Source organism: Saccharopolyspora sp. NPDC000359 (assembly GCF_040300525.1).
Lineage (GTDB): Bacteria > Actinomycetota > Actinomycetes > Mycobacteriales > Pseudonocardiaceae > Saccharopolyspora.
Window position 1 is genome coordinate 32721 of record NZ_JBEPDU010000024.1, and the last position, 16888, is coordinate 49608.

Consider the following 16888-nt stretch of genomic DNA (forward strand, 5'->3'; position numbering starts at 1 on the left):
CGACGTGCAGCACCGCCCGCCCATCCACTGCCGACTCACCCTGACCAGTGACAACCCGATCGTCGACGACCACCGCGTGCACGGGGTCCGGACCCTGCCCGGGGTGACGTTCCTGGACGTCGTGCACCGGGTGCTCGACGAGCGTGGTCTCGCGCTGGAGCACACCGAGCTGCGCGAGGTCCTGTTCGTCGAACCGGTGGTGGTGACCGAGGAGTTCGACCGCGAGATCGACCTGGAGCTGACCTGGCAGTCCGGGTACTACCAGGTGGTGGCCCGCAGCCGGAAGGTGCGCGGCGGCGAGCCCGTCGACCCCGGTTGGACCCAGCACCTGCAAGCCCAGCTGCACCTGGACCGGCCGCCGGTCACCGCGGCCCCGGTCGAGCAGCTGCGGCAGCACGCCACCGGTCGCACCGACGTCGAGCGGGTCTACGAGCTGGGACGTGCCGCGGAGATCCAGCACCGGAACTTCATGAAGTGCGGTGGGACGGTCCACCACCACCCGGACGGCCTGCTGGCCGACCTCGAGCTCAGCACCGAGGCGGCGGACGCCCTCGGGGACTTCCTGCTGCACCCCGCGCTGCTGGACGCCTCGACGATGCAGAGCTACCTGCTGGCCTTCGAAGGTGGGACCGACGCCCGGCCGCTGATCCCGCTGCACATCGCGGCGTTCCGGGCGAGCGGACGGCTCGGGGCGGCGAGCGTGGTGGACCTGCGGCCCCGGTCGGCGGTGGCGCCGGGTTCGGACGTGCTGGTCGTGGACATCGACCTGCACGACCCGCGGGGCGGGTTGGTCGCCCGGTTCGAGAAGCTCACGCTCAAGCGGGTCCGCTCCCGGCAGCTCATCACGCGCCTGACCGGCACCGCCGAACCGGCGGCCGCGCTTCCCGCAGCGCCCGCCAGCGCGCCGGTCCCGGAACCGGCTGGCCCGGCGGGCGACCGGACCGAGGTGATCCGCCGGGAGCTGGTCGCGGCGGTGCGCGAGCTCCTCGGCGGTGACGACGCGCCCATCGACCCGGACCGGGGCTTCTACGAGCTGGGCCTGGAATCCGGTCACCTGCTCGGTCTGGTCCGGACCCTCGAGCAGCGGTGGGGCATCGAGCTGTACCCGACGCTGCTGTTCGAGCACAGCACCATCGACGCGGTCGTGGCCTACCTCGCCGAGCACGTCGGCGACGTCGAGCCGGAGGCCACCCCGACAGAGCCGGAGGTGCCCGCCGCACCTGGTCAGGACGCGGCGCGGACGCTGACCTTCAGCGGGACCTGGGAACGCCGGGTCATGCCGGGTGCTGCGCCGTGGACCGGGCGGCTGCTCGTCGTCGGTGCCGACGGCGGCCTGCGCCGCGAGCTCGGTGACGTGGTCGTGGCGCGCGCGGGTGAGCGCTTCCGCGAGGTCGAAGCCGGGGTCTACGAGCTGCGGACCGGCTCCGCAGCGGACTTCCGGCGGTTGTTCGCCGAGCTGGCCGACCGCGACCTGCTGCCGAGCGGGATCGTCCACTTCGGACGGCCTGGATCGGTGGCGGAGGCGGCTGCGGCCGGTTGCGAGGAGTTCCTGGCGTTGTGCCAGGCGCTGCTCGCCGACTCCGCGGCGCAGCAGTTGCCGCTGCTGCACGTGTCCGGTGAGGTGCGCGGGGAGGCCGCTGCGCTGCCCGCCGCGATGGCCGGGTTCGCCGCGACGATCCGGCTGGAGAGCCCGCGGCTGCGGTGCAAGGTCGTCGAGTTCGCCGCGCGGCCGGAGGCAGCCGCCATCCTGGACGAGCTCGGCGACGACGAGCAGTGGGTTCGCCGCGACGGCACCCACCGCCACGTGCGCCGGTACCGGGAGCAGGACCTCGACGCCGACCGGGCGGAGCTGCCGCTGCGCACCGGTGGTGTCTACCTGATCAGCGGTGGCAGCGGAGCGCTGGGCCGCACCTTCGCCTCGTGGCTGGTCCGCACCGCGCAGGCCCGCGTCGTGCTGTTCGGGCGTTCTGAGCCGGACCTGCCCGAGCTCGGCGGTGACGTGCACTTCGTCCAGGCCGACGTGTGCGAGCCCGAGGACCTCCGCCGGGTGGTGCGGGAGGCGAGGTCCCGCTTCGGCCCGGTCAACGGCGTGATCCACGCGGCCGGGGTCCTGCGGGATTCCCTGCTGGTGAACAAGACCACCGCCGAGCTCCGCGAGGTGCTCGCGCCCAAGCTGCGCGGCGTGGTCGAGCTGGACCTGGCGACGCGGCAGGAGCCGCTGGACTTCTTCGCCGCGTTCTCCTCGGTCACCGGGGTGGTCGGCAACCCGGGGCAGGCCGACTACGCGGCGGCCAACGGCTTCCTCAACGGCTACCTGCGGTCCCGTGGGACCGGTGGCGGCCCCGGGCGGTCCGTGTCGCTGTGCTGGCCGCTGTGGCAGGACGGCGGGATGCGGACGGACGCGTCGACGCTGGCGCACTTCCAGCAGCAGAGCCAGCTCGCGCTGCCCGACGCGGCGGGCGTCGAGGTCTTCCAGGCGGCGTTGCGGCAGGACAGCACCGAACTCGTGGTCTTCCACGGCGACCCGGACCGGGTGCGCCGGTCGGTGGGGCTCGCGGTCACCACCGGGCCCGCCGCCGAACCCACCACGTCGGGCGACATCGCCGGGCCCGCCGCCGAACCCACCACGTCGGGTGACATCGCCATCATCGGCGTGGCAGGTCGCTACCCGGGCGCCGCCGACCTCGACCAGCTCTGGGAGAACCTGCTGGCCGGGCGCGACTCGGTCACCGAGGTCCCGGCCGAGCGCTGGTCCCTGGAGGGCTTCTACGACCCCGACCGCAACGCGCTCGGCCGCTCCTACGGCAAGTGGGGCGGGTTCCTCGACGACGTCGACCGCTTCGACCCGGAGTTCTTCCGGATCACCCCGCGCGAGGCCGAGAGCATGGACCCGCAGGAACGGCTGTTCCTGGAGGCGGTCTGGCACACCATGGAGGACGCCGGGCGCACCCGCGCCGAGCTGGCCGGTGGCCGGGTGGGCGTGTTCGCGGGCGTGATGTTCAACCAGTACCAGATGCTGGGCCTGGACGTGCCGCCCGAGGACACCCCGATGCTGCCCGCGTCGTTCGCGTCCTCGGTGGCCAACCGGGTCTCGTACTTCTTCGACTTCCACGGCCCGAGCCTGGGCCTGGACACGATGTGCTCCTCCTCGCTGACCGCGGTCCACCTGGCGTGCCAGAGCCTGCGCGCCGGGGACTGCGAGGTCGCCTTCGCCGGTGGCGTCAACGTGGTGGTGCACCCGTACAAGTACCAGTACCTGAGCCGGGCCGGTTTCCTGTCCGGGGACGGCCGGTGCCGCAGCTTCGGTGCCGGGGGAGACGGCTACGTGCCGGGCGAGGGTGTCGGCGCGGTGCTGCTGAAGCCGCTGGAGCGGGCGCTCGCCGACGGGGACCGCGTCCACGCCGTGATCAAGGGCAGCGCGGTGAACCACGGCGGCCGGGCCGGTGGCTACACCGTGCCCAACCCGACGGCGCAGGCCGAGCTGGTCGGCGAGGCGCTGGAGCGATCCGGGGTGGCCGCCGACACCATCGGCTACCTGGAGGCGCACGGGACCGGGACCGCGCTCGGCGACCCCATCGAGATCGCCGCGCTCAGCCGGGTCTTCGCCTCCGGAACGGTGCCGATCGGGTCGATCAAGTCGAACCTGGGGCACCTGGAACCCGCGGCGGGTATCGCAGGGTTGACCAAGGTGCTGCTGCAGCTGCGGCACCGGACCCTGGTGCCGTCGCTGCACGCGGAGCCGCCCAACCCCGAGGTCGACTGGCAGCGCGTGCCGTTCCGGGTGCAGCGCGCCGCGGCCGACTGGTCCTGCGACCCCGGTTCGCCGCGTCGCGCCGGGGTCAGCGCGTTCGGCGCGGGCGGGGCCAACGGGCACGTCATCCTGGAGGAGTTCGTCGACCAGCGGGAGGCGACCGCACCGGCGGGCCCGCAGCTGGTGGTGCTCTCCGCGCGGCGGGAGGACAACCTCCGCCAACTGGCCCAGCGGTACGCCGACTTCCTCGGCGCGGACCCGGCGGCCGCCGAGCGCGAGCTGGCCGAGCTGGGCGCCGACCTGTTCGGCCTGGACCCCGCGGCCCTGGACCCGGCTGCCAGCCTGGACGAGTGGGGGCTGGACGCCGCTGATGTCCGCCGGTTCGAGCAGCGCGTCGTCGAGCACTTCGGAGCGCCCGCGCGGTTGGACGCGGGATCGACCCTGCGGGACCTCGCCGCCCAGCTCGCCCCGGTGGGGACGAGCTCCGGCGCGTCCTCGCTGGCCGACATCGCCTACACCACGCAGGTCGGCCGGGACGCGCACGAGGAGCGGCTGGCGCTGGTGGTCTCCAGCACCGCCGAGCTGCGGGAGCAGCTGCGCGCGTTCGCCATTGGCGCGTCCACTGTGGATGGCCTGCACCGGGGGAGTGTGAAGCGCTCCGCCCCGGCCGCCCCTGAGGCGCTGGAACGTGCGCTGGCGGAGCGGGACCTGCACGCGCTAGGTGAGCTGTGGGTGGGTGGCGCTGAGGTGGACTGGAGCCGCCTGCACACCGGTCACCGCCCGCGTAGGACCAGCCTCCCGCAGTACCCGTTCACCCGCCGCCGCTGCTGGGTGCGAACCGTCCCGGCGCCCGAGCCCGAACCGGCCGAACCGGTGGCGGACTTCCTGTTCACCCCGCACTGGGAACCGGCGCTCGCCGCACCGGCCGGGGCTGTGCCCGCCGGGCCGGTGCTGATCGTGCACACCCCGGCGGGGCGGCCGCTGGCCGAGGCGCTGGCTGACCGGTACTCCTCCGGCGAGGTGGGGCTCGTCGAGCTTGGCAGCCGGACGCGCCAGGTGGCGGACGACCGCTGGGAAGTCGACGCCTCCGACGCCGACGCGCTGGCGGCCGTGCGCACGCCCGCGCCACGCGCGATCTACTTCCTGGGCGGTCTGCTCGACCCGCAGCACGAGCTCGACGCGGTCGCGGATCTGGAGTGGCAGGAGGAGTTCGGGGTGCGCGCGCTGTTCCACTGCGTGCGGCACTTCGCGCTCGGTGAACCCCGCGAGATCACCTGGAAGATCATCACCGCCGACGCCCGCCCGGTGACCGGCGGGCAGTTGCGCAACCCCGGGGCGGCCGGTCTGGCGGGCTTCGCCGCGGTGATGGACAACGAGTACCCGAGCTGGTCGGTCTCGGTGATCGACGTGGACGCCGCGGGCAGTCCGCGGTGGACGGACCTGGCGGAGCGGATCGTGGCCGAGCCCGCCGGGACGCGCGTCGCCTACCGGGACGGCGTTCGCCTCCGCCAGGTGCTGCGCCCGGCGGAGCTGTCCGGCGACGCTGCGGTCGGCATCCGGCCGGGCGGTGTCTACGCGATCGTCGGTGGGGCGGGCGGCATCGGCTTTGAAATGGCGCGCCTGCTGGTGCAGGAGCACCAGGCTCGGGTGGCGCTGATCGGCCGCAGCGAGCTGGACGACGCGCGCAGGCAGCGCATCGAAGCAGCCGACCCGACCGGGCAGCACCTCGCCTACGTGCAGGCCGATGCGGCGGACCTCGTGAGCCTGCGCGCCGCGCGCGAGGAGATCCGGGCCCGCTTCGGCCCGGTCCAGGGCGTGCTGCACTCGGCGCTGGTGCACCGGGACCGGTTGCTGCGCAACCTCGGCGAAGCCGACCTGCGCGACAGCCTGGCCGCGAAGTCGCGGGTCACCGTGGCGCTGGCGGAGGTCTTCCGGGACGAGCCGCTGGACTTCCTGGTGCTGTTCTCCTCGGTGCAGTCCTTCCTCGGCGATGTCGGCATGGCCAACTACGCGGCCGGGTCGGCGTTCCAGGACGCCTTCGCGCACGCGCTCGACGCGCAGGTGCCGTTCGCGGTGCGGACCATCAACTGGGGCTACTGGGGGACCGTCGGGGCGGTGGCCACCGACCGGTACCGGGACCAGCTCACCCGCGCGGGATTCCGCTCGATCTCGCCGCGCACCGGCTGGCAAGCCCTGCAGCAGGTGCTGCGCGGCGACCAGGTGCAGGTGGTCGTGATGCCCGCCGAGCCCGCGCTGCTCCGGCGGATGGGCGTGGCCGCACCGGGTGCGGACGCCGCGCAGGCCCCAGCGCCCGCGCAGCCGGTCGACGACGACCTCCGCAGCCGGTTCCGGCAGGACGTGCTGGGCCTGGTGGCGGAGGTCTCCGGGATCGCCGCGCCCGAGCTCGACACCGAGCGCGACCTCGGCGACCTCGGCTTCGACTCGGCCGGTTACAGCCTGCTCGCCACCAGGCTCAACGAGACCTACGGGCTCGGCATCACACCCACCGTGTTCTACGAGACCGCGAGCCTGGACGCGTTGCTCGACAAGCTCGCCGCGGACCACCCGGCGGAGGTCGGCGGGCACTACCAGGCCACAACTCCGGACCCGGCCCCGCTCCCGGCACCGGTCGAACCCGCGCGCACCGAACCCCGCGACGAACCGGTCGCCATCGTCGGCATGGCTGGGATGCTGCCGGGCAGCGCGGACCTGGACGAGTTCTGGCAGCACCTGGTGGCGGGCATCGACCTGGTCACCGAGGTCCCCGCCGACCGCTGGGACTGGCGGGAGGTCTGCGGCGCCGACGGCCGCTCCACCGGCATCCACGCCCGCTGGGGTGGTTTCATCGCCGACGTCGACAAGTTCGACCCGCTGTTCTTCGGGATCTCCCCGCGCGAGGCGGAGAGCACCGATCCGCAGCAGCGGTTGTTCCTGCAGACGGTGTGGGCCGGGCTGGAGGACGCGGGCATCGCACCCGGCAGCCTGGCGGGCAGCGACACCGGGCTGTTCGTCGGCGTCGGGTCCAACGACTACCAGGAGCTCCAGCTGCGGGCGGGACTGGAGGTCGACTCCTACGGGGCCACCGCCAACGCGCACAGCATCCTCGCCAACCGGATCTCCTACCTGCTGGACCTGCACGGCCCCAGCGAGCCGGTGAACACCGGGTGCTCCAGCTCGCTGGTGGCCCTGCACCGCGCGGCGGCAGCCGTGCGCGACGGCGAGTGCGAGGTGGCCATCGCCGGGGGCGTGAACCTGGTCCTCGCCCCGCACAACCAGGTCCTGCTCAGCCGCAACGGCATGCTGAGCCCGGACGGCCGGTGCCGGACCTTCGACGCCGGGGCCAACGGTTACGTGCGCGCGGAAGGCACCGGGGCGGTGGTGCTCACCACCCGGCGGCGCGCGGAGGCCGCCGGGCACCGGGTGCTGGCCTGGGTGCGCGGCAGCGCGATCAACCACGGCGGGCGGGCGCGTTCGCTGACCGCGCCGAACCCGGCCAGCCAGGCCCGCCTGGTGGTGCGGGCGCACCAGCAGGCCGACGTCGACCCGGCGACCATCGGTTACCTGGAAACCCACGGCAGCGGAACCCAACTCGGCGACCCGGTGGAGGTCAGCGGTCTGAAGAGCGCTTTCCAGGAACTGTTCCGGCTCCGCGGCGGCATGGCCCCGCCGGCGGCGTACTGCGGTCTCGGCGCGGTGAAGAGCAACATCGGCCACCTGGAGTCCGGGGCGGGCATCGCCGGGGTGATCAAGGTCCTGCTGGCGATGCGGCACGGCACGCTGCCGCCGAACCTGCACTACGACCGGCCCAACCCGTACCTGCAGCTGGAGGGCAGCCCGTTCTACGTGGTCGACCAGGTCACGCCGTGGCAGCGGATGCGCGACGGGCAGGGCCGCGAGATCCCCCGGCGCGCCGGGGTCAGCTCCTTCGGGTACGGCGGGGTGAACGCGCACGTGGTCCTGGAGGAGGACATCGCGCCGGAGCCGATGGTCGAACCGGGGCCCGCGGTGTTCGTGCTCTCGGCCAAGACTTCCACCGCCCTCCGCGAGTACGCCGAGCGGATGGCGGAGTTCCTGGCGGTGGACCAGTCGTGGCACGACGCCGCGCACACCTCGCAGGTCGGCCGGGACGCGATGCCGCACCGGCTCGCCGTCGTCGCGCAGTCGCGGGAGGAACTCGTCGGCGCCCTGCGCGGCTTCGCCCGCACTGGGGAACCGCACCCGGGCCTGCACCTCGGCACCGCTGCGGACTCGACCGGCGCTCCGGCGCGGGACGGGGACCTGGACGCGCTCGCCCGGCAGTGGGTCGGTGGCGCGCAGGTCGACTGGAGCCGCCTGCACCGCGGGCGGGAACGCCGACTCCTGGCGATGCCCAGCTACCCGTTCGAACGGCGGCGCTGCTGGATCCCCGTCGACCGCCCGGCCGCGCCCAAGCCGGTCGGGGCGCCGGACGACCTGCTGCACGCGCCGGAGTGGGTGCCCGCGCCCGAAGCCGCACCGGCCAGCCCACCCGACGGTCCAGTGTGGATGGTGCACACCGCGGACGGCGCCGCGCTGGCGGACGAGCTGGTCGCGCGGCTGGCCCCGCGGCAGGTCCACCGGGTCGACCCGGCGGCCGAGCTGGCCGGGCTGCCGGACCCGGCAGCCGTCTACTTTCTGGCCGGGGTGCGGAACCCGGCCAGGCCGGAGGAGCCCGGGCACGACCGTGTCGAAGAGTTGTTCGGTCTGGTCAAGCACCTGCTGAACCGCCCGGCTGCGGCCCGGAGGCAGACCCTGGCGGTGGTGACGACCGATGCGTGCGCCGTCGGCCCGGTGCGCAACCCGGCCGCTGCCGCGCTGCGCGGCTTCGCCAAGTCCCTCGGCAACGAGTACCGGCCGTGGAACGTGCTCGCGCTGGACTTCGCCTGGGACGACGTGCAGCACGCGGCCGCGGAGGTCGCCGACCACGTGCTGTCCGTGCCGCGCGGAGCCGAGGTCGCCGTGCGCGGCGGTCGGCGGCTGCACCGCGTCCTCCGGCCGCTGAGCGGTCTTCCCGAGCAGAGCCCGTTCCGCGACGGTGGCGTCTACGTCCTGATCGGCGGCGCCGGGGAGATCGGCCTGGACCTGGCCGCGCACCTCGTCCGGCGGCACCGGGCTTCGGTGGTGCTCGTCGGCCGCAGCGAGCTGGACGACACCAAGCGCGCCCGGTTGGCGGACATCGACCCGGGCGCCGCGCACGTCGGGTACGTGCGCGCGGACGCCACGGACCCCGCCCAGCTGCGGCGCGCGGTCACCGCGGTCAGCGAGCAGCACGGGACCGTGCACGGCGTCGTGCTGGCCGCGAACGTGCTGCGGGACGGGGCGCTGCACAACATCGACGCGGCGCGCTTCCGGGAAGGCCTGGTGTCGAAGACCGGGACCACCACCGCCGTCGCGGAGGTGGTGCGCGGGATGCCGCTGGACTTCCTGCTGGTCATCTCCTCCGTGCAGTCCTACCTGGGCAATCCCGGGCAGAGCGGGTACTCGGCGGGCTGCCAGTTCCAGGACGCCGTCGCGCACCAGCTGGCGGCCGCGCTGCCCTTCCCGGTGCGCGTGGTCAACCCCGGGGCCTGGGGTGAGCGCGGCATGGCCGAGCAGTACCGGGACCGGTTGGCCGCGGCCGGGGTGACGTCGATCCAACCGGAGCAGGGCGTGGCGGCGCTGGCCGCCGCGCTGTCCCAGCAGGAGGTGGTGCAGGTGGCGATCGCATCGGGCACGCCGGAGTTCCGCGCCCGGATCGGGATGGTCGGCGCGGAGCCGACGACCGGCCCGCCGGAGCCACGCCCGGTCCCGGTCGGGGAATCCGGTGGGGACTGGCCGGAGCGGTTGGGCCGCGACGTGCTGGACCTGGTGCGCCAGGAGGCCCGGGTCCGGCCCGAGGAGCTGGACGCCGATGGCGAGCTCAACCGCTTCGGGTTCGACTCGATCACCTACACCCAGCTCACCCACCGGTTCAACGAGACCTTCGACCTGGACCTGACCCCGGCGTTCTGCTACGGCGCGGCCACCGCCGCCGAGCTCGCCGACAAGCTGGCCCGGACCCACCCCGAGCGGTTGCGGGCGCACTACCGGCAGCCCGGTGCCGCGGAGCCGGTTCCGGCCGGGGCGGGGGAGCGGCTGGTGCTCGACGTGTCGCAGCCCGCTCCCGAACCCGCTCGGGTGGTCCCCCCGGAGCCGGTGGCGGACGCGGTCGCCGTGGTGGGCATGGCGGGAATGCTGCCGCAGTCCGACGACCTGGCGGAGTTCTGGGCGCACCTGGAGCAGGGCGACGACCTCATCACCGAGATCCCGGCGGACCGCTGGGACTGGCGGCGGATCCATGGCGATCCGGCGCCCGGCGAGTTCCGCACCCCGGTGAAGTGGGGCGGTTTCCTGCGCCGCGTGGACCAGTTCGACCCGCTGTTCTTCGGGATCTCGCCGACCGAGGCCGAAGCGATGGACCCGCAGCACCGGTTGGCGCTGCAGGCGGTGTGGACGGCGGTCGAGGACGCGGGCATCCGCCCCGGTTCGCTGGCGGGCACCGACACCGGGGTGTTCCTGGGCAGCAGCACCTACGACTACTTCGAGGTGCAGCACGCCTTCGGCGTCGCGCTCGACGGCTACAACACGGTCGGGCGGTCGCAGGCGATCCTCGCCAACCGGGTGTCCTACCTGCTCGACCTGCGCGGGCCGAGCGAGGCCCTGGACACGGCCTGCTCCTCGTCGCTGGTGGCGGTGCACCGCGCGGTGGAGGCGATCCGGCACGGCGACTGCGAGATGGCGCTGGCCGGTGGGGTCAACGTCATCGCCTCGCCCACGCTCTACGTGGACATGGCGCAGGCGGACATGCTCAGCCCCGACGGGCGCTGCAAGGCGTTCGACTCCCGCGCCAACGGCTACGTCCGCGCCGAGGGCGTCGGGGTGGTGCTGCTCAAGCGGCTGTCCGCGGCGCTGGCCGACGGTGACGTGATCCACGGCGTCCTCCGGGGCAGCGCGGTCAACCACGGCGGACGGACCAACTCGCTGACCGCGCCGAACCCGGATGCGCAAGCCGCGTGCGTGGTCAAGGCGCACGAACGCGCCGGGACCGATCCCCGGACGGTGACCTACGTCGAAACCCACGGCACCGGAACGGCATTGGGCGACCCGGTGGAGGTCGACGGCCTCAAATCGGCATTCGCCACGCTGTACCAGCAGTGGGGGGAGGCCGACCCCACCGCCGGGCACTGCGCCCTGGGCGCGGTGAAGAGCAACACGGGGCACCTGGAAGCCGCTGCGGGCATCGCGGGCCTGCTCAAGGTGCTGCTGGCGATGCGGCACGGCACGCTGCCGAAGAATCTCCACATCGAGCAGGTCAACCCCTACGTGCGGTTGGCCGGCAGCCCGTTCCAGGTGCTGCGGGAGCGGACGCCGTGGGAGCGGCTGCGCGACGAGCACGGCCGGGAGCTGCCGCGCCGCGCGGGTGTCAGCTCCTTCGGCATGGGCGGGGTGAACGCCCACGTCGTGGTCGAGGAGCACCTCGCCGCCAGCCCGGTGGAGGCCGCGGGCCCGGGGCTGTTCGTGCTCTCGGCCAAGGACGAGGAGCGGTTGCGCGCCTACGCCACCAGGTTCGCCGCCTGGCTGGACGGCGCCGGGCGCGAGGTCGGGCTGGCCGCCCTGACCCGCACCCTGCAGACCGGTCGCGACGCGCTGGACGAGCGGCTGGCGATCGTCGCCGACGACCTGGACGACCTGCGGGAGAAGCTGTCCGGTTGGCTCGGCGGCGCCACCTCCGGGCAGGTGCACCGCGGCAACGGCGGAGGAGGCGCGGACTCGCTGCTGGACGGCCCGGAGGGCGAGGCGTTCCTGCGGGCGATCGTCGCCAACGGCAAGCTCGACAAGCTGGCCCGGCTGTGGACGGCGGGCACCGCGGTGGACTGGGCCCTGCTGTGGGGCGAGCGCGCGCCGCGCCGGGTGCCGGTGCCGACCTACCCGTTCGCCGCGGAGAGCTACTGGATCACACCGGGCAGGCAGTTCGTCGAACCGCAGGTGGTCGACGCGGCACCCGCCGCCGAGCCCGACCCCGTGGTGCCCGAGCTCGCCGCGGACGGCGGGGGAGGTGAACCGCCGGTGCCGTCTGCTCCGGCCGACCCGGACGAGGTCGCGCCGTGGCTGGAACGCCGCATCGCCGAGCTGCTCGCCGGTCACCTGGGCGTGGACCGCGACCGGCTGCGGCTGGACCGGAACCTGACCGAGTACGGGGTCGACTCGCTCGGCCTGCGCCGGTTGGGGCGGGCGCTGAGCGCTCAGTTCGGCGTGGCGATCCCGGCCCGGTCGCTGGCCGCGGGGCACTCGATCCGCGAACTGACCCGCCGGTTGCTGGCCGAGTTCGGACCGGACATCACCGCCGCGCTGAGCGCACCGGACCGGCCTGCGCCCGCCGAGCCCACAACACCCGGACCGGTCTCCGACGTCCAGTCCCTGCTGCGGGGGTTGCGCTCCGGCGGCATCGACGTGGAAGAGGCGGTCCGGCAGCTGCGGAACGGGGCACACCGATGAACGACGCGCTGCGCGAGATCTTCACCGCGGTCGCTGACGGCACGCTCACCGAGGACCAGGCACTGCGCCTGGTGGAAGGGCTGTCGCGCCCGGCCGCCGAGGTGCCCGGAGCGCCGTACCCGCTGAGCCGCGGGCAGGCGGCGCTGTGGGCGATCCACGAGGCCGTGCCCACCACCGCCGCCTACAACCTGCCGCTGGTGCTGCGGATGCGCGCCGACGCCGACCCCGGGCTGCTCCAGCGCGCGTTCTCCGCGGTCGTCGAGCGCCACCCGGGCCTGCGCATCAACGTGCGCACCGAGGACGGCGACCCGGTGCAGGTCATCACCGACCGCGGGGTGCAGGTCGAGGAGCTGGACTTCGGCCACCTCACCGAGCAGGAGCTCGGCAACCGCGTCCACGGGCTGATCCAGGAGCCGTTCGACCTGGCCCACGACCCGCTGTACCGGGTCCACTTCGTGCGCACCGGCGGGGCCGGTCCGCTGCTGGTGCTGGTGTTCCACCACCTGATCACCGACGGGGTGTCCAGCCACCTGCTGCTGCGCGACCTGGTCGCCTGCTACGAGGGCCTGGCCCGGACCGGCGAGCTGCCCGCCACCGAGCCCGCCACCCCGTACCACGAGTTCGTGCGGTGGCAGCAGGAGATGCTGGCCGGGCCGGACGGCGAGCGGCACGCCCGCTTCTGGGCGGCGAAGCTCGCCGGGGCGTCGAGCGCGCCGGTGCTGGACCGGCTGGTCGACCACCGGCGCAGCGGGCCGCCGTCCCATGTGGGGCGCAGCGTGCAGCTGGAGCTCGGCGAGCGGGAGTGGGCCGCGGTGCGGGAACTGGCCGCGGCCCGGCAGGTCTCCGCGTTCTGCGTGGTGTTCGGGGCCTTCGCAGGTCTGCTGCACCGGCACACCGGTCAGCAGGACATCTGCGTCTCGGTGCCCACCGACGGGCGGGCGCAGCAGCGCTTCGAGCGCACGATGGGGTACCTGATCAACCCCGTCGTGCTGCGGACCGCCTGCACCCCGGAGCTGACCGGCGCGGCGCTGTTCCAAGCCGTGCGCGAGGAACTGCTGGCAGCCGAGGACCACGCCGACTACCCGTTCGCGCGAGTGGTGGAGGACCTGCGGCGCGACGGCGCGGGCGACCCGGCGTTCACCATCGGCTGCTACCTGCAGCAGGGTGTCGGCAGCGACCTGGACGTGGTGGCCGACCAGACCCTGCTGACCGAGGCGCTGCCGCACACCCAGCTGGGCGAGGCGGACCTGGTCCTGGAGGTCGTCGTCCAGCGCGGTCGCGCCCAGCTCCACCTCAAGTACGACCCCGAGCTGTTCGAGCGGTCCACGGTGGAGCGGCTCGCCGAGCACTACCGGGTGCTGCTGGCGGAGCTGGTCGCCCACCCGGAACGCGAGCTGGGGCAGGTCGAGCTGGCCACCCCCGGCGAGCGCGAGCTGCTGCGGCGCCTCAACGACACGGCGGTCCAGCACTTCGACGAGCGGACCGCGGTCGACCTCGTGCTCGCCCAGGCGGCGCGCACCCCCGACGTCGTCGCGATCGTCGACACCAGCGGCGAGCTGTCCTACGCGGAGCTGGCCAGCCAGGTGGAGTCGCTGGCCGCCCGGCTGCGGGGCGCGGGCCCGCTGGTCGGGATCATGCTGGAGCGGCGGGCAGAACTGGTCGTGGCGATGCTCGCGGTGCACCGGGCCGGGCACGCCTACGTGCCGCTGGACCCGGAGTTCCCCGCCGAGCGCCTCGACTTCATCGCCGCCGACGCCGCCATCTCGATCGTGATCACCGACGCCGCGTCGGTGGACCGGTTGCCCGGGGCGGGCATCGAGCCGATCCTCGTCGACGGCTCGGAACCGGCCGGTGCGGGCGCCGGTCCGGCTCCGGACGAGGCGGGCGAGCTGGCCTACGTCCTGTACACCTCCGGGTCGACCGGCAAGCCCAAGGGCGTCGAGGTCGGTCACCGCAGCCTCGTCAACTTCCTGCGCTCGATGGCGCGCCGCCCCGGCTGCGCCGCCGGTGACCGCCTGCTGGCGGTGACCACCGTCAGCTTCGACATCGCGGCCCTGGAACTGCTGCTGCCGCTGACCTGCGGCGCCACCGTGCAGATCGCCCCGGCCGAGGTGGTCCGCGACGGGGTTCGGCTGGCGGAGCTGCTGATCACCAGCGCGGCCACCATGGTGCAGGCGACCCCGGCAACGTGGCAGATGCTGCTGGCCGCGGGCTGGCACGGCCGCTTCGCGGGCCGGATCCTCTGCGGCGGGGAAGCGCTGGCCCCGGAACTGGCCGAGCAGCTGCTGGCCCGCGCGTCCGAGGTGTGGAACATGTACGGGCCAACCGAGACCACGATCTGGTCCTCGGTGCGGCAGGTGCGCCGCAACCGGCCGATCAGCGTGGGCACCCCGATCGCCAACACCTGCTTCCACGTGCTCGACGAGGGTGGCAGGCCGGTGCCCTACGGGGCCCGGGGCGAGCTCTGCATCGGCGGGCACGGCGTGGCCCGCGGTTACCGCGGCCGCCCGGAGCTGACCGCCGAGAAGTTCGTGGCCGACCCCCAGCACGGCGGGCGGATGTTCCGCACCGGGGACGCCGCGCGGATGCTGCCCGACGGCAGCGTCGAGGTGCTGGGGCGCCTCGACCGGCAGCTCAAGGTGCGCGGCTACCGGATCGAACTCGGTGAGGTCGAGGCGGTCCTGCGCCGCAGCGAGCCGGTGGTGGAGGCCCGCGTCGTGGTGCGCGAGGACTCCCCCGGGCACCAGGGGCTGGTCGCCTTCGCGCAGGTCCCCGAGGCTGGGCCGGACCTGGCGGGCGAGCTCGCCGGGCACCTGGCGGCCTGGCTGCCGGGCTACATGATCCCGTCCCGCACGGTGCCGCTGCGGGCCTTCCCGGAGACGCCGAACGCCAAGATCGACGTCGAAGCGCTGACCCGGCTGTCCATCGACGACATCGTGGCCCGCTTCGGCCACGGCGGCGCGTCGGAACCGGTGGCGGCCCGCGAACCCGAGGCGACCGGCCCGGAGCCGTCGCTGCTCGCCCGGCTGCGGGAACTGGTGGCCGAGGTCGTCGGGGTCACCGCGGCCGAGATCGCCACCGATCAGCCGCTCGGGGACCACGGGTTCGACTCGATCCGGTTCACCCGGCTCAGCGCGCTGCTGCGGGACCGGCTGGCCCTGGCGGTCCCGACGACCGCGTTCTACGGGTACCCGACGCTGGACGCGCTGGCCGCGCACCTGCGCGGTGCCTTCCCCGAGAGCACCGCGCGCAGCGCGCCGAAGCCGGTCGCGCCGCCGAACGCGGGCAACGAGGCCTACCCACCGGTGGCGATCATCGGGATCGGCGGCAGGCTGCCGGAGTCAGACACGTTGGACGAGTTCTGGGAGCACCTCGCCGCCGGACGGGACCTGGTGCGCCCGTACCCGGTGGAGCGCGGCTTCTCCCGGAACCTGTTCGGCCGCTACCCCCACGAGTTCCGGGGCTCCTTCGTGCGCGATGTCGAGGGCTTCGACGCCGCGCTGCTGCGCATCTCGCCGCGCGAAGCAACCCAGATGGACCCGCAGCACCGGCTCCTGCTGCACGCGGCGCGCGAGGCGGTGGAGGACGCCGGGTACGCGGCGAGCGCGCTGGCGGGCAGCGGCACCGGAGTGTTCGTGGGGCTCAGCGGCTCGGACTACTTCAGCCTGCTGGGCCACGAGCGGGAGACCGACGACCACTTCCTCATCGGCAACCTGGCGTCGATCGCCTCGAACCGGGTGTCCTACCTGTTCGACTTCCACGGGCCCAGCGCCACCTACGACACCGCCTGCTCCAGCTCGCTGGTGGCGATCCACCGCGCGGCGCGCGCGATCCAGCGCGGCGACTGCGAGCAGGCGCTGGCCGGTGGCGCCAACCTGCTGCTGTCGCCGTACGCGTTCCTGGGGCTGACGCGGGCCGGGATGCTCAGCCCCGACGGGCGCTGCAAGACCTTCGACGAACGCGCGGACGGCTACGGGCGCGGTGAGGGCGTGGTGCTGCTGATGCTCAAGCGCCTCGACCGGGCCAGGGCCGACGGTGACCCGGTCCACGGCGTCATCATCGGTTCGGCGGAGAACCACGGCGGCCGCACCCATTCGCTGACGGTGCCCAACCCGCGGGCCCAAACCGAGGTGGTGGTCCGCGCGCACGAGGCGGCGGCCGTCCCGCCAGCCACGATCGGCTACCTCGAAGCGCACGGGACCGGTACCCGGCTCGGCGATCCCATCGAGGTGAACGGGTTGAAGGACGCCTTCGCCCGGCTGGCGGCCAAGTGGGGTGGGGACGCCGGTCAGCCGCGCATCGCGCTCGGCTCGGTGAAGACCAACATCGGCCACCTCGAGTCGGCGGCCGGGGTGGCGGGCGTGGTCAAGGTGCTGCTGGCGATGAAGCACCGGACCCTGCCGGGCCTGGTGCACCTGCGGCGGCCGAACCCGGAGATCGACCTGGACGGCAGCCCGTTCGTCCTGCAGCAGGCCACGGCTGCCTGGGAGGAGCGGTGCGACGAGCGAGGTGCGCCGCTGCCCAGGCGGGCTGGCGTCAGCTCGTTCGGCATGGGGGGAAGCAACGTGCACGTAGTGCTCGAAGAGGCAGAGGAACGGTAATGGC

At 74.0% G+C, this 16888-nt stretch carries 2 protein-coding genes; both read left to right on the forward strand.

Annotation, left to right across the window (positions count from 1 at the left end; all coding sequences use genetic code 11):
• Positions 1 to 4: 4 nt before the first annotated feature.
• Positions 5 to 12283: an SDR family NAD(P)-dependent oxidoreductase gene (locus ABT324_RS17145; RefSeq protein WP_351177790.1), complete on the forward strand. Its 12279-nt coding sequence runs from the start codon at positions 5 to 7 to the stop codon at positions 12281 to 12283.
• Positions 12280 to 16884 carry a non-ribosomal peptide synthetase gene (locus ABT324_RS17150; protein WP_351177793.1) on the forward strand — a complete coding sequence of 1535 codons (4605 nt, stop codon included), beginning with the start codon at positions 12280 to 12282 and terminating at the stop codon, positions 16882 to 16884. Before ABT324_RS17145 ends, ABT324_RS17150 begins: the two co-directional genes overlap by 4 nt.
• Positions 16885 to 16888 lie beyond the last annotated feature (4 nt).

Bases quoted from the DNA above. Each gene is read 5' to 3' on its own strand.
- ABT324_RS17150 (WP_351177793.1), top strand. From the start codon at position 12,280: ATGAACGACGCGCTGCGCGAGATCTTCACCGCGGTCGCTGACGGCACG.